General features: G+C 39.0%; 22 protein-coding genes. 10 read left to right on the top strand and 12 right to left on the bottom strand.

The annotated features are described in order from the left end of the window. Positions 1–553 precede the first annotated feature (553 nt). Both K8S13_RS02755 and K8S13_RS02750 read left to right on the top strand, forming a co-directional pair. Positions 554–817, top strand: a complete 264-nt coding sequence (locus tag K8S13_RS02755) for a hypothetical protein (protein WP_291460254.1) — start codon at positions 554–556, stop codon at positions 815–817. Next, positions 818–1,024, top strand: coding sequence for a hypothetical protein (locus K8S13_RS02750; RefSeq protein ID WP_291460252.1), 207 nt, complete (start codon positions 818–820; stop codon positions 1,022–1,024). Between the two features lie 124 nt (positions 1,025–1,148). On the opposite strand, the gene K8S13_RS02745 is transcribed toward K8S13_RS02750, so the two are convergent. From K8S13_RS02745 to K8S13_RS02705, 9 genes are all read right to left on the bottom strand, one after another. Continuing rightward, positions 1,149–1,376, bottom strand: a complete 228-nt coding sequence (locus K8S13_RS02745; protein ID WP_291460250.1) for a hypothetical protein — start codon at positions 1,374–1,376, stop codon at positions 1,149–1,151. Continuing rightward, on the bottom strand, positions 1,366–1,626 hold the full coding sequence (locus K8S13_RS02740) for a BrnT family toxin (protein WP_291460248.1): 261 nt from the start codon (positions 1,624–1,626) through the stop codon (positions 1,366–1,368). Before K8S13_RS02740 ends, K8S13_RS02745 begins: the two co-directional genes overlap by 11 nt. Positions 1,627–1,724: 98 nt before the next feature. Further along, positions 1,725–2,531: a Bro-N domain-containing protein gene (locus K8S13_RS02735; RefSeq protein ID WP_291460246.1), complete on the bottom strand. Its 807-nt coding sequence runs from the start codon at positions 2,529–2,531 to the stop codon at positions 1,725–1,727. 164 nt (positions 2,532–2,695) lie between these two features. Then, the gene (locus K8S13_RS02730) at positions 2,696–3,055 is read right to left on the bottom strand and encodes a DUF3427 domain-containing protein (protein ID WP_291460255.1); all 360 of its coding nucleotides are present in this window, start codon (positions 3,053–3,055) and stop codon (positions 2,696–2,698) included. A 58-nt stretch (positions 3,056–3,113) separates the two neighbouring features. Further along, complete coding sequence (locus K8S13_RS02725; protein WP_291460245.1) at positions 3,114–3,713, bottom strand: hypothetical protein; 600 nt, start codon at positions 3,711–3,713, stop codon at positions 3,114–3,116. A gap of 53 nt (positions 3,714–3,766) precedes the next feature. Continuing rightward, on the bottom strand, positions 3,767–5,587 hold the full coding sequence (locus tag K8S13_RS02720; protein WP_291460244.1) for a DEAD/DEAH box helicase family protein: 1,821 nt from the start codon (positions 5,585–5,587) through the stop codon (positions 3,767–3,769). 279 nt (positions 5,588–5,866) lie between these two features. Continuing rightward, on the bottom strand, positions 5,867–7,075 hold the full coding sequence (locus K8S13_RS02715; RefSeq protein ID WP_291460242.1) for an NADP-dependent isocitrate dehydrogenase: 1,209 nt from the start codon (positions 7,073–7,075) through the stop codon (positions 5,867–5,869). Next, positions 7,076–8,671 carry an Rne/Rng family ribonuclease gene (locus K8S13_RS02710; protein ID WP_291460240.1) on the bottom strand — a complete coding sequence of 532 codons (1,596 nt, stop codon included), beginning with the start codon at positions 8,669–8,671 and terminating at the stop codon, positions 7,076–7,078. 28 nt (positions 8,672–8,699) lie between these two features. Continuing rightward, a complete protein-coding gene (locus K8S13_RS02705) occupies positions 8,700–11,225 on the bottom strand; it encodes a TIGR03960 family B12-binding radical SAM protein (RefSeq protein ID WP_291460238.1) in 2,526 nt (841 codons plus the stop codon). Positions 11,226–11,309: 84 nt separating this feature from the next. Here K8S13_RS02705 and asnS point away from each other — a divergent pair, with 84 nt between their 5' ends. The 7 genes from asnS to K8S13_RS02670 all read left to right on the top strand — a co-directional run bounded on the left by asnS (position 11,310) and on the right by K8S13_RS02670 (position 19,684). Further along, on the top strand, positions 11,310–12,659 hold the full coding sequence (gene asnS, locus K8S13_RS02700; RefSeq protein ID WP_291460236.1) for an asparagine--tRNA ligase: 1,350 nt from the start codon (positions 11,310–11,312) through the stop codon (positions 12,657–12,659). Positions 12,660–12,785: 126 nt separating this feature from the next. After that, positions 12,786–13,535 carry an RsmD family RNA methyltransferase gene (locus tag K8S13_RS02695; RefSeq protein ID WP_291460234.1) on the top strand — a complete coding sequence of 250 codons (750 nt, stop codon included), beginning with the start codon at positions 12,786–12,788 and terminating at the stop codon, positions 13,533–13,535. Further along, positions 13,519–14,754, top strand: coding sequence for a nickel-dependent lactate racemase (larA, locus tag K8S13_RS02690; protein ID WP_291460233.1), 1,236 nt, complete (start codon positions 13,519–13,521; stop codon positions 14,752–14,754). The genes K8S13_RS02695 and larA overlap by 17 nt, the downstream gene beginning before the upstream one ends. Before the next feature lie 16 nt (positions 14,755–14,770). After that, a complete protein-coding gene (locus K8S13_RS02685) occupies positions 14,771–15,175 on the top strand; it encodes a thioesterase family protein (protein WP_291460232.1) in 405 nt (134 codons plus the stop codon). Between the two features lie 6 nt (positions 15,176–15,181). Then, entirely contained in the window at positions 15,182–16,783 is a 1,602-nt protein-coding gene (hisF, locus tag K8S13_RS02680) for an imidazole glycerol phosphate synthase subunit HisF (protein ID WP_291460231.1), read from the top strand. Between the two features lie 23 nt (positions 16,784–16,806). After that, complete coding sequence (locus K8S13_RS02675) at positions 16,807–17,559, top strand: SDR family oxidoreductase (RefSeq protein WP_291460228.1); 753 nt, start codon at positions 16,807–16,809, stop codon at positions 17,557–17,559. Between the two features lie 70 nt (positions 17,560–17,629). Then, complete coding sequence (locus K8S13_RS02670; RefSeq protein WP_291460226.1) at positions 17,630–19,684, top strand: methyl-accepting chemotaxis protein; 2,055 nt, start codon at positions 17,630–17,632, stop codon at positions 19,682–19,684. A gap of 60 nt (positions 19,685–19,744) precedes the next feature. On the opposite strand, the gene K8S13_RS02665 is transcribed toward K8S13_RS02670, so the two are convergent. The 3 genes from K8S13_RS02665 to K8S13_RS02655 form a co-directional block, all read right to left on the bottom strand. After that, positions 19,745–20,593: an HDOD domain-containing protein gene (locus K8S13_RS02665; RefSeq protein WP_291460224.1), complete on the bottom strand. Its 849-nt coding sequence runs from the start codon at positions 20,591–20,593 to the stop codon at positions 19,745–19,747. A 120-nt stretch (positions 20,594–20,713) separates the two neighbouring features. After that, positions 20,714–21,787 carry a GGDEF domain-containing protein gene (locus tag K8S13_RS02660; RefSeq protein ID WP_291460222.1) on the bottom strand — a complete coding sequence of 358 codons (1,074 nt, stop codon included), beginning with the start codon at positions 21,785–21,787 and terminating at the stop codon, positions 20,714–20,716. A gap of 259 nt (positions 21,788–22,046) precedes the next feature. Beyond that, on the bottom strand, positions 22,047–22,724 hold the full coding sequence (locus K8S13_RS02655; protein WP_291460220.1) for a hypothetical protein: 678 nt from the start codon (positions 22,722–22,724) through the stop codon (positions 22,047–22,049). Between the two features lie 249 nt (positions 22,725–22,973). Between K8S13_RS02655 and K8S13_RS02650 the strand changes: the two genes are divergently transcribed. Further along, positions 22,974–23,939, top strand: a 966-nt coding sequence (locus tag K8S13_RS02650) for an ATP-binding protein (protein ID WP_291460219.1), incomplete at its 3' end; no start/stop codon positions are given.

The following is a 23,939-nucleotide window of genomic DNA, read 5'->3' as shown; positions in this document are numbered from 1 at the left end:
TAAGGCAATTGATTTGTTTGAATTAAAGCGTGGATCTGGAAATTCCTATTTAGTTAGAGATACACGAAAGAAAAAATGAATTTAATACATTAACAACCAAAAAATAGGCCAAATTTTCAGAATCAACTCATTATATATAAGCATTAATATCGTGTCTGAAAAACTGATAATCAGCAGTCAAGTATTATTATCCTATGCATGGCTGCTGAAATACCTTTGAATTATCAACGATACAAATTCAAATCTTGATGCCACTGAATGACCATTTCATATATCAATATGATTTTTTGCAATTTGCTATAATACAAGATGTAGTATGGAGAGATTCTACAGTTTCTTATTTGAAATTCAAATATATGAAGTAACCTGAAGACAAATTAAAAAAGGTAGATATAACATAATTGACTATAGTTCGTATAATCTGCTGAAAAGTCAAATTAAAGAAATGGATGTTTCCTATGCCTTTAAAATATTAAGAAACCATAAGCAAAAAAACTATGATCCTGCGTCGCATTTTTTATTGGACTCAGTTTGTGCTCATGCCGGTAATGGATTGACTAGGAATTCAAGCACAACCGGATCTCTTGTTGCCCATCTGGCAGCAGATAGCAACACTTTCTGGGCTACCGGTACTGCAGGGACCTGTACTGGAATCTTTAAACCTATCTGGCTTGCGCAGGAAATATTGCCGGAGTTAGGGTCGATTCCAAAAGGAATTTATAATCCTGAAACACTTTGGTGGCAGCACGAAAAACTGCATCGCAGTATTTTAAAGGATTATTCAAAAGTGTCACTCTATCAGGAAAACAGGAATTAAATGGAAACATCCTTTATGGACAAAGCATATAATCCTGAAAAAAAGAATACAATTGAAATAACCAGACAAGCTTCTATTGAATCTCGAATAGCAACTGAAAATTGGATAAAGCTAATTGAATCCCATCCAACAAAGATATCATTTAATCCAATATTTAACCTTTATTGGAAAAAACAAAACAAAAAAGCAGGCTTGAAACTGACATAAGCAAGCCTTTGTATTGATACTGGTGTCACTGCAAGGAATTTTTTTAACAAAAAAACGATGTGCATCACCAGTATGAGTGAACCGTGGAATTCACATCTGGGTGAATGCAGTTGTTCGAATGATATCAGACTGAGACTTGCTGCAATCTCTCTGCAAGCCAGATCTTGATAATTGACTGTCGGGGAACACCGAGTCGCTTAGCCTCTTTATCCAGAGAACGAATCATCCAGAGCGGGAAATCAACATTGACTCTTTTTTGCTCCTGTTCAGGCCGTCTGGCTTTTGAAAGATCCAGGTACTTTACAACGCTCTTTCCCTCATCAAATTTCTTGTCAAAGTCTTTAGCCTTCATATATCTCAATCTCCTCATCTCTCGCCCGGCGCACAGAGATAATCCTTATGTTCTCATCACGATATGTGATAACTCCTGACCAGTGTTTTACTGCTATCTTTCCAATAACTAAAAACCTCTGTTCATCCGTTGTTCTTGCCGGGATCTCCAATAAGTCGGGATCCTCCCAAAGCGCTTGGGCTTCAATAAAATTAATCCCATGCTTCTTTTTGTTACTTCTCGATTTTGAGGGATCATATTCAAATTTCATGGTATAGATACTATACCTATTTGGTATATATTGTCAATCAAAAATATTTTGATTTAAAAAAATGGATTCAGGATAATTGCAAGTAGATTCTAAAAGTTTCAGATATCCCGGCTTGGCTCCTTACCCTTATCGTCAATGAGTTCCAGCAAGATCCCGTTCATCTTTTTAGTCTTCACATTTACTGGTATTTCTCGTAGCATTCCATCAGTGGTTACTTTTTCACCCAACATGGTGAAAATCAATTCCAGATCTGTCATGTTATCTCGTAGATTGGCTTTTGTAGAGATATTTTTGTGCTTTTTGTATTCACTGGGGGTCATTCCAAAAGTGGCCTTGGAAATTTCGGCGGTTAAGATGGCATAATCTTGTTGATTTTCTATGCCACGTTCTTTCCATTCATCAGTCAGATTCTGCCGAATCGCCATGCCGCGCAATCGTTTATCAATCCAATCCCTGGGATAACCTTTTTGTTCGTACAGTGCTTTCATGCGTTTTTGTGCAAGCTCTGGATTTTCTATTTCCTGTACTCGCTCATACCCCACTTTTGCCAGCCAGCGTTTGAAAGGTTCGGCTTTTGGTGATGGGATGGATTGGATAACACGAAACATTGTTTCTGTATTGGCACAATCTGTTTTCCGCATTTTTCCATCAACAGCCTGCAATTTCAAACCGTGACAATTTGTCACGGTTTGAGATCCTTCCTGTTTGAGTCTCTGTTTAAGTTTGCGCCAATACGCGCCCGCATCAGCACTTTCAGATAGAATGCTGCAAATATCAACAACACTAAACCACCATTCATTCTGATGCCAAATTCTGCGAATTTTCTGGTTATCAAAAACAATAATAACTTGATTTTTATCGTTTGGATTTTCCATCTTTAATCCTTTATTTCCAAAATATTCCATTCCAACCCTGTATGGTTTAAGCAATCCATCCGTGGCTTCAGCAAATTATTATGGACAACTTTGAATCACCCATAAGAAAATGTGATGCAATCCTGAGCCCATTATGAGCCCATTCAAAAAGCATATTCGGTTCCAGCACCAGTGGAGCCTTTTTTATATCCATTTTATGCAGTTGCCAATCTCATTGTTGTCCTGACCAGTTTGCCGGGCATGGAATATTCAAGATTCCAGACAATTGACATGGGTCTGCTTCCCGAATGGCTGACATACCTTGCTGGACCTATAAAATTGTATGGGCAGGCAAAATTGTTTTTCTTTTTTTGTTCCCTGACAAATAAAAAAATATTATTATTCTTTTCTTGGTGTTGAATATAACGTTGACCTGTAGGAGAAGTATCGCTGATTGTACTCTGAGACTGCCAATGAAACATATTTTCATCCAAAGCATAATCTTTATACATTGTTGTTGGCGAATAGTCTTTTTCTGTTTTATTCAAGGTAATAAAAAGTAGATCTGTTTTCAGGTCTGAAAGGTGTTTACACCTTCTCTTATATTGACCTGATTTTCAAAGGTAAGAAAACCTAACCCGGATAAAATTTCATCACGGGTATAGCTGGCATGAACTGAAAGAGGACACACAAAAGGTAAATCCATTTTATGGACAACAAGTTCTGATTTTCTGGCAAGAAGAGAAATAAGTTCAATAGTCTCACAAAAAAAACACTATTACTTTTTAACCTGGATACATTTTTCTCAAGACTTTTCTCAGGTGGTTTATTGTTCCAGATGGAAAAACAAAACATTGTCAGCAACATTTTGGTCTCAACAGGCAAGGCTCTTAAAAAAGCATCATTATGGTCTTGCAAGGCAGACAGGAGTTTGCCAAGCTGTGGTTTGCTGTTGTTATGACAAAATCGACGTAGTCCCTTACTTAAAATGATTTCATCCGAGTCGTGAAAATCATGTCTAACTCCAGCCAAGACACAAAGTCTTGACCATGAAGCCTTTCTATAAATATCATCAAGGTCCAGGCAGTGATATATTATAAAATTTTCAAGTGTTAATTGAAGCCCTGTTTCATTTTCAAATGAAGCAATTCGGCCGATCAATTGATTTTTATTGGCATGAGTAAGTGCCTGTCTTATGTTATTCAGTACATAATTCTGAGCTTGCTTTTCCATTTCAATAACACAACCCGAAGGAAGGGAAGGAAAAGATGATTTGATTTCGTCTTCTATTCTTTTCGCACTATGCCCCCAAGTAAGGCACGAAATTTAATTTCAAAGTTAAATTTTTGATGTGCCTGACCAATAAAATCAAGAACTGTTAAAAAATCCTTTCGTTCATATAGTCGTAAACCACGCCCTAACTGCTGTAGAAAAATAGTCAAACTTTCTGTGGGTCGTAGAAACATAATGGTATCAATTTCTGGAATGTCTATCCCCTCATTAAACAAATCCACCACGCAAAGAAAATTTATTTCACAATTTTTAAGCTGTGAAATAGCACTTTTCCGTATTGTATTGGGAGTTTTAGCGGTGAGAGCCAAAGCTGAAATATTATATTGCCCAAACTGTTTAGCCATGTATCTGGCATGCTCTTGGGAAACACAAAAGCATATACCCCGTGTCTGATTAATATCGAGTAATATCTTGGTGGCCTTTTCAATAATTAATTTTGCCCGGATATCATCACCTGTTACAAGTAATTTCTCTAATTGCTTTCGGTCATATCCACCTCGTTTCCAAACCACGTTTGAATAATCCACTTGATCCGTGATACAAAAATATTGGAAAGGAGAAAGAAGTTTACGATTAACAGCATCGGGCAATCTTATTTCTGCACTGATATGACCATCAAAGTATTTAAGGATATCCTGTCCATCAGCACGTTCTGGTGTCGCTGTCAAACCCAGCAGAATTTGTGGTGTAAAATAATCATTAAGCTTGTGATAACTTAATGCCGCAGCATGATGGAACTCATCAATAATGATATAATCATAAAAATCAGGATCAACCTTCTCCCAAAGTTTCCTTGATTGAAAAGTTTGCACCGAAATAAAAAGCTGCTTGAAATGCTGTGGTGTATGATTGCCCACCCACAATTCACCAAAATTTTGATCCCGCAGAATATTGCGAAATACTGCCCTTGACTGAATAAGAATCTCTTCACGATGGACCACAAAAAGCAAACGTGTCTGTTTTTTATCTACAATAAACCTTTTAAAGTCAAATGCTGAAATCACGGTTTTCCCTGTCCCGGTGGCAGCAACAACAAGATTCTTCTTTCTGTTATGCAGTTCCCTTTCTGCCAGTAATTTGTCCAAAATTTCTTGTTGATATGGATAGGGTGTAATGTCAAAAAAAGCAATATGACTGTCCTGGGGCGATATGTCCGAAGCACGTTCCTGATTTAAGGCTTGATCCAACCTTGGTAAATCATCAAAGCATATCTGCTCAAATTCTTTGGCTAATTGATAAGTCTCAAAAGTCGCATTTATTTTTTCCCACAGATGTAATGTATCATATTGACATATTTTGACGTTCCATTCCAAACCATCAGTCATAGCAGGATTAGAGATATTTGAAGAGCCAATATAACTGCTGCCAAACCCACTTTCGCGGTGGAAAATATAGGCTTTTGCATGAAGTCGAGTCCGTTTGGTGTCAAATGATACTTTGACCTCTGTATTGGGAAGGTTTAGGATATATAGAATGGCTTTAAGATCTGTTGCCCCAAGATAGGATGTAGTGATTACCCGTAATTTTCCATGTTGTGTGAATTCTTCTAATTCATCTTGGATAATTCTAATACCGCTCCATTTAATGAAAGAGACCAGGATATCAATTCTGTCAGCATGGAGAATTTCCTGTTTAAGTTGGGATACCAATGAAGGATCTCCAGATGTGGCGGTGAGGAGTGAGCCAACAGAAAGCGGGGTTTCCGGTCTGGAATGTTTTGCAAAATTGGTATTTTGCACTTGTATAAGGCGGTGTGCACTCTGATCAATCTTTAAATGGCTCTCTTGCCTTTGTTCAATGGTTTTAGAAGCCATGACCAGAAGTTTATTGCAAATATCAATTTGTTTCTGCAGTTTGTTCTTACCGGTAATCCTAGTAAAAAGTTATGCATCTTTTTTGTTTTTTTATCATATTAATCAACAAGTAATCATACGGTTGTCCGCATATCTCACATATGTGAATAAAAATATCCGACCTGAAAATTTTGAACAATAATTCAATACCAATATTTGTGATGGGTGTAAAGAAAGTTTTGGCATAACCAATGGAGCCCTAATCCTTTTAAAGCTTAGGGCTCCATGCTGATTGCAGAGTTACAATGCTGTTTTAAGTCTTTGTGCAAGCGCATCAAGAAATTGTGTGGAATCAAGGACTTTTTTTGCCGGAGGGTTGCAGATGCCGGCAAGATCTCCTGTCATATATCCATCCTCAATCGTCTCGATAACAATCTTTTCCAGCCTGTCTGAAAAATTGCAAAGTTCCGGTAAGGCATCTAACTCCCCGCGTTTTCTCAAGGCACCGGTCCAGGCAAAAATAAGGGCCACTGCATTGGTTGAGGTCTTTTCTCCTTTAAGATGTTTATAATAATGCCTCTGAACGGTTCCATGGGCGGCTTCATATTCAAAGTATCCATTTGGAGATACCAGTACGGATGACATCATGGCAAGGGAACCAAAGGCTGAGGCCACCATATCGCTCATGACATCCCCGTCATAATTCTTGCAGGCCCAGAGCATTCCTCCCTCTGTTTTCATCATTCTGGCAACAACATCGTCTATAAGAGTATAAAAAAAGGAAATCCCGGCATTTTTAAATTTATTTTTATATTCTTTCGCAAAAATTTCTTCAAAGATAATCTTAAACGTCTGATCATACGTTTTAGAAATAGTATCTTTCGTGGCAAACCAGCAGTCTATCTTTTCTCCAAGAGAATACTCAAAACAGGATCTGGCAAAGCTTGAGATTGAATCTTCGGTATTATGCATCCCCTGAATAATACCGGGACCCGGCAGTTCCATGATTGTTTCCCGTGTCTCATTGCCCTGGGCATCGGTAAAGACTATTTCTGCCGTCCCGCCTGTTTTGGTTTTGATTTCAGCATTTTTATAAACATCCCCATATGCATGCCTGCCCACAACAATCGGCTTTTTCCAGGATTTAACAGATGGTTTTATATTTTTTACCAGAATGGGCTTTCTAAATACCGTACCGTCCAGCATGGCACGGATGGTTCCATTAGGGCTTTTCCATTGTTTCTTTAAGCCATACTCATCAACCCTCCCTTGATTTGGTGTGATGGTGGCATTTTTTACGCCCACACCATGTTTTTTGATGGCATTTGCTGCATCAATGGTGATCTGATCATCTGTCTCATCTCTTTTTTTAATACCCAAATCATAATATTCGGTTTTTAAATCAACAAAGGGCTCAATGAGCTTTTCCTTGATAATGGGCCATAAAACCCTTGTCATTTCATCTCCGTCAAGTTCAACAAGGGGAGTTTTCATTTGAATTTTTGACATTTATTCCTCCTTATAAACACTGTCCTCTTTCACTAATGATTCAAAGATATGGTATTCTTCTATGTGGTAATGGGGCTCTGGATATATGGCAATGGGTTTTGAAAACTGTTTTTCAAGGGATGAAATCAGGTGCTTTTCCCTGCCATGAAGCAATTGGGCGATTTCCGGATGTACTTTAACCGTAAACCTGTTACCCAAGATATCACCTGCTTCGCTGACAAGATCCCTGTAAATTTTATGACAGATGGATTTTCCCGATAAGAGATGCCCGTCACCATTGCAATAAAAACAGGGTTTACAAAGGGTTCGTGTCAGGTTCCGCCTGATTCTTTTTCTGGTCATCTGCACAAGGCCAAGCTCGGTTAATGGCAGGACATTGGTCTGGCTCTTATCCATTTTCATGGCTTCATTCATATGTGACATGACCTTTTCCTTGTGCTGCTTTTTTTTCATATCAATAAAATCAATAATAATAATACCGCCGATATTTCGAAGCCGTACCTGGTAAGCAATCTCCTTGACAGCTTCAAGGTTGGTTTTAAGGATGGTCTCGTCAAAATTATGTTTTCCCACATACCGGCCGGTATTTACATCTATGGCTACCAGGGCTTCTGTCTGCTCAATCACAATATATCCACCGGATTTGAGCCACACTTTTTTCTTTAATGCTCTTGCCACATCCCCTTCAATGTTATAGGCATCGAAAATAGACTCTCTTCCCTGGTATAACTCCACAGATAAGTTTACATCCGGCATCAATTTTTTTAAAAAATTCTGAACATTTTCATATTCTTCTTTTGAATCAATAACCAGCTTATCGGCTTCATTGGCCAGAAGATCTCTCACCGCCCTGAATGTTGCTGTAAGATCTTTATATACAAGAGATGTGGCAGAGGCTGTCTTGCTCCTGGCCATAATGTCTTCCCAGGTTTTACTTAAAAAATCGAGCTCTTTTTTAATGGTATTTTCATCAATCCCCTCTGCCTGTGTTCTGAATATATATCCGAATTTGTTTGTCCGGATAGATAATAAGAGATCTTTTAAGCGCGTCCTTTCAGCATCATTCTCAATTCTTCTTGATATACCGATATGATCAACCGTGGGCATTAATACCAGGTATCGGCCTGCAAGGGAAATGTGGGTAGTGATTCTCGGCCCCTTGGTGCCAATAGATGATTTAGCTACCTGGACCAGGATCTCCTGACCCTCTGTGAGCAATTCATCAATATGGCATTCCTGGTTTAAACAGGCTTTCCAGGAGGTATGATTATCGCCCATATCCGTTGTTTCAATATCTTCATTATCAGATTCAGTATCAGTTTCCACATCATTGTCCTGCTCAAATTTCTGATACATTGTATGGCTGGCTGTGTCCAGGACATCGTCCACATATATGAAGGCGGCCTGATCAAACCCGATATCAACGAAAGCAGCCTGCATTCCCGGAAGAACCCGTTGTACCCGTCCTTTATAAATATTTCCGGCAATGGATGTTTCATCTTCTCTTTCAATAAAAACTTCTACAATGGTGCCGTTTTCAAGAAGCGCCACCCGTGTTTCATGGGGGGCGGCATTTACAACAAGCTCTTTTAACATAGGGTTATCCTTGTTTTACGTGTGACCTTCAGGTTACGTGTGACCTATAGGTTATCTTCTTTATTCTTGTATTTTTTATAATCTCTTCATCCAGTTTAAAATGTTTTATCAATATTTCTGTGGGCCTTATTGTTCTTTCACTATATTTTTTTAAAACCATTTTAATGGTTTGTAAATCAATAAAAGATATTTTTTCAACAGATTTCCGCAGATCGATTTTCCTTACTTTCCCTTTTTTGCTCAAATCTTCAACAATAAATTCTGGCAAATTTAAAAACCGATCTACATCTTCCTGTCCAATACAAACATCCGCAAACCCGATAATATAGCAGGAAGCCTGATCTTTTCGTTTGACAAGCTTGTTAAAAGGTTTGCATCCCGTGATGAAAAGGCCTTTAGGAAGGGTTTTGTTTAATTGATCAACAATTGTTTTGGGTAGCAAATCCTTTTCAAGAAAAATAAAAAGAGTTTCTTCTTCACTCTCCATTCCAACGGGCAGGGCATTGTCAAAAGAAAGCCGCATGGAAGGATTAAACCCTTGTGAATATTTAACATTTAATCCGGCTCTTTTCACAGCCCTCCGGACAATGGTGGCAAGTTCAAGATGTCCGAAAAATCTTGCTGATTCAAGTTTTGAAAACGTAATCTCAAATTTTTTAAAGGCTTCATCAGGCAATCTTTTCAGGGTGTTCTCTTTTACCGGATCAGTTTTTGGGGTGTCTGTAAGGCTATCGTGCAGTACCGGCTTTATCTTTTTAAAATCACACACACCGCAACCCGTGCAGTCGTTTTCCCTGCAGTCCGGAGTGAGAGATCTCTCTTTGGCTTTTTGAAATTCTTCTTTTAAAAACTGGGGCAATACTCCTGAATCAATGTGGTCCCAGGGAAGGGCTTCTTCTTCATTGCGCTGCCGTGTCGTATAGAACAAGGGATCAATCCCGGTTTCTTCAAAGGCATTTTGCCATAAAGAAAAATCAAACTTATCGGTCCAGCCATCCAGCCGGCATCCTTTTTCAAAAGCCGTTACCAAAAGCTTTGATAATTTTCTATCCCCCCTTGCCCAAACCCCTTCAACCATACTCATTTCAGGGCTTTGCCATTTGAGTTTTACTTTTTTATGCCTTAAATTATCCTTTAAATATTGCAATTTTTCTTTTGTTTCATTTAAAGAGATCTGCGCACACCGTTGAAAAGGCGTGTGGGCCTTGGGAATAAAACTGTTTGTACTGACATTGATGTTTTTTTTGCCTTTAGCATAGGCAGATGCCAGTTGTTTTGAAAGACGACAGATGGCTTCAATGTCTTCATCTGTTTCAAAGGGAAGTCCCATCATAAAATAAAGCTTGATATTTTTCCAGCCGAGATTAAATGCATTCTCAACCGTTGCCATAATGCTTTCCTGGGTAAGGTTTTTATTGATGATATCTCTTAAGCGTTGGGAACCTGCTTCCGGTGCAATGGTAAATCCGGTTTTCCTGACCTTTTTGATAATATTCATCAATTCCGGAGTGAGTTTTTCCGCCCTTATGGATGGAAGAGAAATGGCATTGCAATACCCCTGGCCCAAATCAAGAAGCCGCTCCATTAATTGGGGCAGATTTGAATAATCCCCTGTACTCAACGACAAAAGAGAGATATCGGAATACCCGGTTGTTTTTAAAGATGCTTGGGTAATTTCTACCAGATCCTCCAACGACCTTTCCCTGACCGGACGGTATATCATACCTGCCTGGCAAAACCGGCATCCCCTTGAACACCCCCTGGCAATCTCAAGCCTTAATCTGTCATGGACGGGTTTGGCAAAGGGAATAATCGGAGATTTGGGAAAATTGTCCTTTGTAAGGCTTGGCAGAAAGGCTCTCTTCACTGTTTGATAATCTTCAAAAACAGGAGCTACGGTCTGGATACCATTTTCATCATATGCCGGGTCAAAAAATGAAGGCACATAGACCCCGTCTATCCTGGATAAGAGTTTGAGAAGCGTCTTCTTTTTGCCATCCCCCTGTTGTTTAAATTCAATGACCTGGTTTGAAAGTTGAACCACAACATCTTCACCATCCCCGATAACAAAAGCATCAAAAAAGTCAGCCAGGGGTTCAGGATTAAAAGCGCAGGGTCCGCCGCCAATAATAAGGGGGAAACAATCATCCCTTTGTTCTGAATAAAAGGGAATTTGCGACAGGCTCAACAGGGTGAGGATATTGGTGAAATTCAACTCGTAAAGAAGACTGATTCCAATGATATCAAAATTTTTTAATTGTTTTTTAGACTCCATGGAAAGACAGGGAATATTTCTTTCCAGCAGATATGCTTCCATATCCGGGGCCGGTGAAAAAAACCGTTCCGCTGCAATATTTTTCCGGGCGTTTAAAATGGAATAGAGAATCTGCAGTCCAAAGTGGGAGGTTCCGATCTCATAAAGGTCCGGAAATACCAGGGCAAATGTTAATTTTACTTGTTTTAAATCTTTTTTTACGGCATTGATTTCATTACCCACGTATCGTGTCGGTGTCTGGACCAGTGCAAGGATATCTTGATAATTTTGTTTATGCATGATAGTGAAAATTAAAAATTAATCTTTAAATATTAGTAGGTATAATCAAATTTTTTAATATATTATTTTTTGCAGGATAAAGCAATGAAAAGAACAAAAATCAATGGGCTGCTCACGCTTGAAAAAATACCGGGAGAAGTCCTTATCAAAGGCTGGGTCAGAACCAAAAGGGGTTCAAAAGAATTTTCCTTCATGGATATCAATGATGGGTCAGCCTTAAAAAATATCCAGGTCATTGCAAATAATGATCTTAAAAATTATTCGGATATAGAAAAAATTACAACAGGCACCTCTGTAGCTGTGACGGGACAGCTTGTGGAATCACCGGGAAAAGGACAAAAATGGGAAATCCAGGCCTCGGATATTGAGATTATAAATATCGCTTTGGAATCCTATCCCCTTCAAAAAAAGAGACACTCGGATGAATTTTTAAGAACCATTGCTCACCTGAGACCCCGGACAAATAAGTATGGGGCTGTCTTCCGGCTCAGATCCGAGATGATGTTTGCCAGTCATAAATTTTACAGGGAAAAAGGGTTCAGATATCTGACTACTCCTTTGATCACAGGGGCTGACTGCGAAGGTGCCGGTGAAATGTTCAGGGTAACCAGCCCTGAGCCTGGGAAAGAAAATTTCTTTGGCCGGGAATCCAACCTCACGGTTTCAGGCCAGTTGTCTGCAGAGATGTTCGCCCTTGCCCTTGGGGATGTTTATACCTTTGGTCCAACTTTCAGGGCGGAAAATTCCAATACCAGCCGGCATGTGGCAGAGTTCTGGATGCTGGAACCGGAAATGGCTTTTTGTGACTTAAAGGAAAACATGGATCATGGTGAAGAACTTGTTAAATATCTCACCCGATATGCCATGGATGAATGCCAGGAAGACATGGAGCTTTTCATTAAATTTGTGGATAAATCACTGTCAAAGCGCATTGACACCATTTTGAACACAAAATTCGGAAGGATTTCCTACACGGAGGCCATTGAAATTTTACTCAAATCAAAAAAGAAATTTGAGTTTAAGGTTGAATATGGAACTGACCTGCAGTCTGAGCATGAACGGTTTCTGGCAGAAGAATATTTTAAAAAACCTGTTTTTCTTACAGATTATCCAAAGGAAATCAAACCCTTTTACATGCGGATGAATGATGACGGCAAAACTGTTGCAGCCGTAGACTTGCTTGTTCCAGGGATCGGGGAACTTATTGGCGGCAGTCAGAGGGAAGAGAGATTGGATGTCCTGGAAAAAAGGATGGATGAGATGAGCCTGTCAAAGAAAGATTATTGGTGGTATCTGGAGTCCAGGAAATTCGGCTCAGCACCCCATTCAGGGTTTGGCATGGGATTTGAGAGATTTTTAATGCTGATTACCGGCATCAGTAATATCAGGGATGTCATACCATTTCCAAGGACTCCGGGCAGTATTGATTTTTAGATAAGCTATTTGTTTTTAAACTTTAATATGAATTACACGTATTATTTTTGTTTTGATATTATTACACGAATCCTTGCGGCGATGAGGAGTAGTGAAAAAAGTGTCAGTCTGTCCCTGGACCTGAACTTGTCTGAAAAAATATGGCAAATTGAGGCAGACAGGCTGATACTGGATAATGATACTTTTATTGATGTGGAGACTCTTGAGTCCATAACCTCTTTTAAAAATAAAATTTTTACCTTTCAAAATAATGAATTGATCCCTGTTGAAATTCGAGAAGACGGATATTACAAACTGGTCCCCACTGGCAGCGCACCGACCCTTGAGATTAATGGAATCAAGATGCACCGTTCCAAAGACATTGATCCCTTAACCGATGCAAAACTAAAGACGCAACTGGTGGTTGCGGCAAATGATCAGGTTCTGGATACCTGCGGTGGCCTAGGATATTCAGCTATTTTTGCGCTAAAGGCTGGGGCAAAAAAAGTAATTTCAACGGAAAAAAGCCATGCAGTAATAAAGATACGCAATTTAAACCCCTGGTTGAAAAAATATGCTGATAAAAGACTGGAACTGATCCATACAGATATCACCCGTGAGATTAATAAGTTTGAAGACGGCATGTTTAACAGTGTGATTCATGATCCGCCAAGGTTTACTTCAGCTACCGGGAATCTTTATGGAAGAAAATTTTATGATGCCCTCTTCAGGGTCATGGCTTTGGATTCAAAATTATTTCACTATACCGGCAGCCCGAAAAAAATAAAAACCAAAGATAAATTTATCAAGAATACCATGAAGCGGCTTGAACAATCCGGGTTTAAAACCCTTTGCTTCCATGATAATCTACAGGGGATTTATGCACAAAAAAACTGAATTTAAATATGGAAAAACTCTCTGTGACATTGAATTACCGGATAAAGCAGACGCTTTAAGCATTCGGGAACCTGTATCTCTTATTAACAGAAAAAAAATTGTAAATGATTTTTCTTTAAGCTTGCCCAGCAATTTATTAAACTGCAATGCAATTGCAATCGTGGTGGCGGACAAGACAAGGCTTTGTGATTATAAAATCTATCTGCCCTGGATTTTGGATATCCTCCTTGAAAAAGGCATGGAAAAACAGCAGATTCAATTTTTTATTGCCTATGGCACCCATGCACGGCAAAATGATGAAGAATGCCTGAATGCCTATGGGAATATATATCAAAACTACAGGTTTATTCACCATGACAGTAATGATAAAAGCCTTTTCACACATCTTGGCAACACCCAAAAAGGCACAAGGGTTCACATTCGAAAAGACCTTCTTGATAAAGATTTGATCATTACTTTTGGTGCCTTGTCCCATCACTATTTTGCAGGATACGGGGGCGGCAGGAAACTTTTGTTCCCCGGATTGGGATATAAACGGGATATTTATCAAAACCACGGACTTTTTCTTGATAAAAACTTAAAGGACCTGACTCCCGGGTGCCGGCCAGGAAATCTTGAAAACAATCCGCTGGCCCTGGATTTAAAACAAATTGATGCGTTTATCAAGACACAAAGGGTGTGCATCCATGGAATACTTGACTCAAAAGGGAAGGTGTGCCAGCTTATTGTCGGACAAACCTATACCGACTTTTTAACAGCATGTAAAACCCTTGACTCCTTTTATAAAACCAGGACTGACAAGCAATATGAACTTGTCATTGCATCATGTGGCGGGTTTCCAAAAGATATCAATTTTATCCAGGCCCATAAGGCCATTAATAATGCGGCCACGTTTGTAAAAGACGGGGGCAGTCTGATCGTTTTGGCAGAATGTATTGATGGCATCGGGTCTGACACCTTTATTGAATATTTTAATTATCACAATTTTGTCCAGGCATTTAATGTCCTTGAGAAGGACTATAAAGGCAACGGCGGCACGGCATTATCCATGATGGCCAAAACCAGCAGAATAAATATCTTTCTTAAAACCTTTCTGGATGATAAAATCTGCCGGAAAATCGGGGTGCAAAAAATAGAAGATAACAGAATACTGACACTGATAAAAGAATTTCAACATGATATGGCATGTATTGAAAATGCAAGTTTATTGATTAGATAAATCCACGGGAGCTTAAATGGAACCTGAAATCAAAATTAGAGGATATCATACAGACCTTTACCAGCATGTGAACAATGCCCGCTATCTTGAATTTTTAGAAGAAGGAAGATGGCAGCTTCTTGAAGACTATATAAACCTTGAAGAGTTCATGAATAAAGGTTTTCGTTTTTTTGTTGTAAATATTAATATATCTTATAAAAGTCCGGTCATAGTCAATGATGTTATTGTTATCAAATCAGGCCTTGGGAAAATAGGAAATAAGAGTGTGGTCTTCAAACAGCAGCTTATCAACAAAGTGTCCAATGTTGTTTGTGCGGATGCCGACATCACCTTTGTGATTGCAGATCTTAATGGAAAACCACTTAGAGTTACGGGTGAGCTCAAAGAAAAATTTCAAAAAATCCCCATATTTAAAGGATAAAGCAATATGATGATTACCTTACTTGATTATGGGGCCGGCAATGTTCGAAGTGTGGTCAATGCCATAGAAAAACTGGGCGGGACAATCAAACCTGTCACCAAGCCTTCCGATATCCTGGATGCTGACAAACTTTTATTTCCCGGTGTGGGTAATTACGAAAGTATGATCAGAATTCTCAACGAAAAAAAATATATCCACCCTTTACGGGAATATCTTGAAGCTGATCAGCCTTTCTTTGGTATCTGCCTGGGTATGCAAGCTCTTTTTGAGGGAAGCGAAGAAGATTTTTCCGGCAATGAAAGTCTATGCATTTTCAAAGGCATGGTCAAACGATTCAAAACTAAACTGGCTGTTCCGCATATTGGCTGGAACGGGGTGAACCTTAAAAAAGACTCCCCTGTTTTTAAAAATGTTAAAGCAGATGCAAAATTTTACTTTGTCCACTCCTATCATATTGTACCCGATGATAGCTCAGGGGATGAATCGGTAGTTTTAACCACCACAAATTATGATTATGAGTTTGTGAGCAGCGTTCAGAAAGGCAATATTATCGGTACCCAGTTTCATCCTGAAAAAAGCGGCACTGCCGGTATCAAGCTACTTGAAAATTTTATTTATCAAAAGGATCTGAGAGCCCAAAAAGCCATCGATATAAAAGGAAAAGGCCTTTCAAAAAGAATTATAGCCTGTCTGGATGTCAGGACCAATGATCAGGGCGACCTTGTGGTCACCAAGGGGGACCAGTATGATGTAAGGGAAAAAGGGGATGTCAGAAATCTGGGCAAACCTGTTGAGCTTGCCAGACGATATTATGAGGAAGGTGCCGATGAAATCACTTTTTTAAATATTACAGGATTCAGGGATTTTCCTCTAAAAGATATGCCCATGATAGATGTCCTTGAAAAAACCAGTAAAAATGTTTTTGTACCACTGACCATTGGCGGCGGGATCAGGGACTATACGGACAGCAACGGTAAAACATATACGGCACTTGATGTGGCCTCCCAGTATTTCAGATCAGGGGCTGATAAAATATCCATTGGCAGCGATGCCGTGTATATTGCCGAAGAATATCTAAAGACAGGAAAAAAATCTGGAAAAAGTTCCATAGAACAAATTTCCAAAGTATATGGAAACCAGGCCGTTGTGATTTCCGTTGATCCTCAAAGAGTCTATGTAAACTCCCCGGAAGATGCAAAAAAACACCATGTAATCAAAACTCAATTTCCAGGGCCCGACAATGAAAATCACTGCTGGTATCAGTGTACGGTCCAGGGCGGCAGAGTAACGAGAGACCTGGATGCACTTGCATTGGCCAAAGCCTGCCAGGATCTGGGTGCCGGAGAAATTCTTCTCAATTGTATTGATAAAGATGGAACAAAATCAGGATTTGACCTTGAATTGATCAATGCGGTACGAAGCGCTGTTTCCATCCCGGTGATTGCTTCAAGCGGTGCCGGGTGTGAAGATCATTTTGCCCAGGTTTTTGAAAAAACCAGTGCAGAAGCAGCCCTGGCTGCCGGAATATTTCACAGAAAGCAAGTTCCGATTCAAAGTGTAAAAGACTATCTTGCCGACAGGAATATTGAAGTAAGAGGTATGATATAATATGAAACCCGAGGAGAATAGATATGAAAGAATTTAATCTGGAAGGAAGAATCGCTGTTATCACGGGCGCCAGCAGGGGAATTGGTCTGGCAATTGTACAGAAACTTGCCCAATATGGAGCACAATGTATCCTGGTGAGCCGGAAGGTTGACAGCCTGGAAGCTGCTGCTGCCGGAATCAGGGAAAAAGGCTTTAAAGCTGAGGCCATGGCCTGCCATACCGGGTATCCGGATCAGATCAAGGCCCTGTATGAAAAAATACTGGAAAAATATGGAGTTCTGGATATCCTGGTAAACAATGCTGCCACCAATCCCCATTTCGGTGAGATGCTAACAGCAGATGAAGGCATCTGGGACAAAATTCTGGATGTAAACCTGAAAGGCCCTTTTTTCATGATCAAATATGCGGTTCCCTTGATGAAAGACAAGGGGGCCATTGTGAACGTGTCGTCGGTGAATGCGATAAAACCCGGATTATTCCAGGGAGTTTATTCTGTCACCAAGGCTGCCCTCATCAACATGACCCAGACCCTGGCCAGGGAATTGGCCCCAAAAGGAATCCGGGTCAATGCTCTGCTGCCCGGGCTTACAGACACCAAATTTGCCAGTGCCATCATATCTTCTGACGAAATCTGCAAGTATGCTGTGGCTCAGATTCCCATGGGCCGGTATGCAAAGCCCGAAGAAATGGCTGGAGCTGTGCTGTATCTGGTGTCTGATGCTGCCTCGTTTACCACCGGTACCAGTCTTGTCTGTGATGGTGGTATGTTGATATAAATTGTTTTAAGCTTGCCTTGCCATTTTATTGCAAGGATCTATGGATTATATTTTCGATAAGGGGTGAAAAATGACAAATCTTGGATTTGATAAAAAACTTTATATCGGTTCCTTTGGAATCATTATCCTTACCATCCTGATCATTGCTGTTGTTAACTTTTACCAAAGCAAAAGTTCTTTTCTCTCCAAAGGACAGACCAGTATCCAAAACGTGTCAGATGTTCTGCTAAAAACAATTCAGCTGAAACACAACCTGCAGAAAGAAAAAATAGACGCTGATATGGGTGCACTGATGGCAGAAAGTCAAAGCGATGAGAGTATTATGATTGTCAATGCCAGAACCGTTGATATGGATATTTATGATGTCAATTCAGAGAAAAAAGAGAAAATTACCCTTCCAAAAATGGTTTTCGGACTTGAGTTTGTTACTGACAATGTGATCGTTGATAAGATCGGTAAATTCAGCACATCTGATATCGCTGTTTATCAAATCCATGATAATAAGCTCATCAAAGTGTCTTCAAGCATTAAAAATAAAGATGGTTCCAGGCCCATCGGAGAATACTATACTTTGGGGACTGATGTTTTCAATGCTGTGATGGCAGGCAAACCCTATTGGTTTATATCAAAAACCGGAACAGAAATTTCCATGCAGTATCTCCAGCCATTTAAAGAGACCCTTGAAAAAAAGATAAGCGGCGCATACTCTGTCACCAGCAAAATTTTGACTAAAGACCTTTTAGGACTTATAAACAAAGTCAATGTCGGTGGTCATGGTTACTCGTTTATCAATAATTCAAAAGGAAAAATTCTTATCCACCCCGATAAAAAATACCTTTCATTAAAAGTTCAGGAATTTGAAAATGGCAAGGACATATTAAAAAGCAAATCCGGAGCAACCAATTACGGATATAATAAAAAGACCTATCACTCCTATGTAAACTATTTTAAAGCGTGGGATCTTTATTTTACCGTGGCTGTATCTGAAGGCGAACTGATGACCGGTATAAACAAGCAGATTATGACCAGCGCCGGTATCAGTGGTGTTTTAGCTTTAATTATCGGAGCGCTGATCATCGGGGTTATGAACAGGCAATTGATAAAAAATATGAATGGTATGGCAAAACTGGCAAAAGAAGTTGCAAAAGGTAATTTTAAATACACTTTTGCTTATAATGCAAACGATGCCATCAAAGATACGGTTGATTCCATGAATGAAATGGTCAAAGGCCTGGCCCAAATGATTAAAGATCTCAATTCGGGTGTAGACACGTTAAGCTCAGCTTCCGGGGAATTAAACCAGATTTCCGATAAAATGAGTGAAGGATCTGAAACAACGGTTTCAAAACTCAATACAGTTGCTTCAGCTGCGGAAGAAATGAGTGTTAACATGGATTCTGTGGCAGCTGCCATGGAACAGACCAGTACGAATGTGGAGATTGTCGCTACCGGAACCAGTGGCATGAGTACAAGCATAGAAAAGGTCTCCCAGAACTCAAATCATACCAGAGAGATCACCAACAAAGCAGTTGAAAAGGCTCAGCAGACATCGAAAAGAGTCAGCGGGCTTGGCCGGGCTGCGGAAGAAATCAACAAAGTCACGGAGACCATCAACAGGATTTCCTCCCAGACCAACCTTCTGGCCTTAAATGCAACTATTGAAGCAGCACGAGCCGGAGAGGCCGGAAAAGGTTTTGTTGTTGTTGCAAATGAAATCAAAGAATTGGCAGGCCAAACAGCCGGTGCAACAAAAGATATTGCTAAAAATATTCTGGAAATCCAGAATCAAATAAAAGGTGCTGTCACTGAAATCCAGGAAATTTCACAAATCATCAACCAAATCAATGATTTTGTTAATGAAGCCGCCTCTGCCATTGAGCTTCAGTCTACCACAACCAATGAGATTGCCGAGAATATCAGTCAGGTATCATCCGGTATCCAGGAAGCCAATGTAAATGTTAACCAGAGTTCAGAAGTATCGGGTCAGGTGGCAGAAGAGATTACAGATGTTCTCACAGCTTCCCGGGAAATCAACAGCTTTTCTTTCTCTGTTAAAGAAAAGGCAAAAATCCTGAATAATGTCATGCTTCAATTGCAGGCGATGACAGAAAAATTTAAGATATAAGCTATCCTCTAACGGATGCCATAATTTTAATACTATTTCTCGGTGTAATTTCTTTTTTTATCAGACCACGTTTAACAGATTTTCAACTTTCTGCATGTTAAATGCATATTCAGCGATTATTTTTGAGATATCCTCAGAGTTCATTCCCAATTCTTTCATGGTCTGATCATTAAACCGATACGTCAACCCGTCTGAGCCCACACCAATTCCAATCATCATACATATGCAATCGGCCAAATAGACGACAGCAATTTCTTTATCTTTGACCATTGAAACATCCGTGAGATGATGATGGCGAATAATTTTGACCATTTTTGGAGAAAATTTCCACATTTTTGCTATCATTCCCCCGAGCTCGGCATGATCTACACCGATAATTTTTTTTTCAGCCTCCCTGAAACTTAAGTTTTCATTCACAACCAATGCTGATATCTTTTCAAAAGAATCCATGACAAACCTGTCCAGAACTATTTTACCAATATCCTTAAGCAGGGCGGCTGTGAAAATTGTACTTTTATTTTTGAATAAAAGCTTTTGGGCGATCTGTTTTGCAATCAATGCAGAAGATACAGAGTATTTCCACATGGCCCCTTCATGAAACCCATACCCTTCCTGTTTTCCGGACAATACCTTTGCACCTGATTTTATCAATACGATTTCAATAATCTGGTCTATTCCCAGAAGAGTGACAGCGTCCTTGATAGACTCAGCAGGATTTTTCAAGCCGAAAAAAGCAGAATTACATATTCTTAAAACACTGGCAGTGATAGCCGGATCATATTGGATAATGGTTGCTATTTGGGCCATGGAATAGTCCGGTTCATCAACCACCTCAAGAATTCGATTGATCACAGCCGGTACGGGCTTTAAATTTTTAATTTCTTTAACAAGTTCTTGAATGACACTCATAATACTTTAGTAATCCAAAAGATTGAGTATTTTGAATAAGAATTTAGGCTATAATACGCGGCAAGAACAGAGAAAGTCAAGAAACCAGATAAATTAATCAAAAAAATTAATTTAACATACTCAGACCGTATGTTTCACTCTCTTTTCTGATTCTTTATTGGAAATGATCTTAAATAATCCGGGCATGACAGTATTTCGCCCGTTGAGTTTGGCCTTATATAACATGGTATCCGCATCCTGAATAATTCGGGTCATGTCTGCACACCGATTCAGTTCGGACACACCAAAGCTGGCAGTGACTTTGATAGTATCGTCATTATGCATAATGATTTTTTTTGAAATTTTAATTCTCAGACGATCCGCAAGTTCCATGGCTTTTACCTTATCGGTTTCAGGCAAAATAGCAATAAATTCTTCCCCGCCGTATCTGGCAAGGATGTCGCCTGTTCTCATATTTTTTTGCATAAGAGCTACGACTTCCTGCAACACCTTATCACCGGCAAGATGCCCATAGGTATCATTTATTCTCTTAAAATGATCCAGATCAAACATAAACATGGACAGATCATTTTTATGGCGGATGGCTCCTGCAATATTTCTTTTCAGCTGATTCTCAAACTCTCTTCTATTGTAACATCCGGTTAAGGGATCAATAGCAGCTGCATTGGTTAAATTTTCAATTTTAGCCTGGCGGGAGAGTGCCGCCGAGCATCCCTGAAGGATAAGATTTACCACCTCGTCATGATGACTATACATATTGTTGTGGGGAAGCATGTAGATTCTTGAATGACAATTTTTCTCATTTAATTCGTAAAAAACAAGATCATTCATATTGAATTTTTCTTCCCGCTCATCCGGATGGAAAGTATGATTCAGGTAATTCAAGCTTTCTCTATCTTTAATACGGAAATCTTTTAAAATAATATCCTCAAGAGATTTTTTATACATCTTGGGGTCTAACCAGATATCAACACTTTTCTTTTTTTTGATCACAAAGGCAAACAATCTGTAATTGAGAATATCTTTCAAACAAAGAGCCACTTCATTAATAATTTGGATGGAGGATTGTTTTTTGTTTAATTCGACGATATGACGGGTCAACTTTTTATGATCTGCCTGTCTTTGGGCCATTTTGAAAATCATTGAAAATAATGTTGTCATTCTGCCGGATATTCTGCTCAAAGCTTGCTTCATATTCTTCCCTCATTTCAGTACATATCAATTGCTGAAAACAAATAAAGCAATACTTATGCCAAAAACAGAAATAAACAAAAAGTTAATTAAATTACAATAAGTTATAAATATTATACATTTGCAACACCTCCTCTAAACAGGGAAAAATCTGCCATCACCGTCAATCGTTTGACATATCGTTTTTTCTGCCGTGGAGCTTACGGTTTGCATTCAATAATAATACTGTCATTTTGAAATGACCTATGGCTCGGGTGTTTTTTTATCTTAATATGTACCTTTTAAAGCGGTCATTCACCTGTGAAAAATGATCTCCATAAGGTGGTAGTTTTTTAAACTCAACCGTTTTGACACGCCCGGCAATTTCAGAAAAATTCTTAATCAAGGTCTGGTGGGAAATAAGCATATCGGCCTGTTTTCCAGACAGGCCACATAACACCACTCCCATGTGGAGGCCATATAATTCATGCTCCATTTCCAGGTCTTTAGGGATGATAATGGATTTGTAGCAAGTTGTTGCATGTTTATTTTCATAGATCGCATAAATATTGCTTTCATTTTTCCGGACAGACACGGGAACAAGAACATGGCTCAGCAAAAGCCCCGGATTTGTTATTTCAATTCCGGGATGGTTTGAAACCACCATGTTGTAATGGAATGAAGACCCAAGATATCTTAATACGTCATTGATTGTTATGGCAAACGAGAAAGGGTCATCTTTTGCCCAGGCACAAAAATCAAACAGATTATGCATGGGTGTTCTCTCAGGATTTTTGTCTGCAACGGCAAGGATCGAAAGATAATCCATACTTTCCCTACGTTTCGCCTTAAAAAACAATTTAAACAGCTTTTTCTCAGTCGCTTCAGTGACCGGGCATTTACAGCTTAAAATCCCGTACAGAAAAATCTTTAACGCCTTTGTTTCAATAATGATATCCATTTTGTCTGCCTTATCATTAAGTTATGAAAAAATCGGAATAACCGTGTGAATTTCCTTTTTACCATATCCTGCAATACAACACTACACGTAACCTTGGTATAGGGTTGGTGGAGGTGAGGTGCTGAAACCAACCTTGACCTGAAAGTCCATCCAATCCGTATTTTCATTTTAATCTATTACTTAGTCGAAAGTTTTTGCTAAATTGTAATTTGCATTTACAATTTGTAAGAAATATGGTATTTTATTAAAATGATACCAAGAGATGTTTCAAAAAAAGTAATGGAATTCAGCAAACAGTATCCGGTAGTCACAATCACAGGACCAAGACAATCCGGGAAAACCACTCTTTGTAAAATGTTGTTTCCAAATAAGCCATATGTATCTTTAGAGAATATTGATAATAGAGAATTTGCAGAAAATGATCCTATCGGCTTTCTTGAAATGTATCCTAAGGGAGTTATTATTGATGAAATCCAGAGAGTTCCTGATCTCACTTCATATATTCAGACTATTGTGGATGAAAAAGATCTTCCGGGAATGTATATTTTAACCGGAAGTCAGCAGTTTGAACTTATCAATCGTTTAAGTCAGTCCCTTGCGGGACGAACTGCCTTAATAAGGTTGCTTCCTTTTTCCTTTTCAGAAGTCTATGGAATAAAAAAAAATCAGGATATTGATAAGGTTTTAACAACAGGATTTTATCCGAGAATATTTGACAAAGGACTTGATCCCTACAGTGCTATGGAATTTTATATAAGTACGTATATAGAGCGGGATCTGAGACAATTAATTAATATTAAAGATCTTTCCCGGTTTCAAACTTTTCTAAAGCTTTGTGCAGGACGTACAGGTCAAATTTTAAATATGTCTTCTATTGGAAATGAATGTGGGATTTCTCATAATACAGTAAATGGTTGGTTAACAATCCTTGAAGCCAGTTATATCATTAAGAGAGTGAAACCTTTTTATAAAAATTTTAATAAGAGGCTTGTAAAAGCACCTAAACTTTTTTTTATTGACACCGGATTAGCTTGTTTTCTCTTAGGAATAAGTTCTTTTAACCATTTACAGGCACATCCGCTTAAAGGCGCACTTTTTGAAACTTTTGTTTTTTCAGAACTCTTGAAAACAAATTTTAACCAAGCTAAACCTGACAATATTTATTATTTCCGAGATAATATCGGCAATGAAATTGACTTTATTTTAGATGCTGGT

This window comes from Desulfobacula sp., from assembly GCF_021107415.1.
Note: the sequence above shows the minus strand (reverse complement) of the source record. Positions and strands in the feature narration are given on the sequence as shown.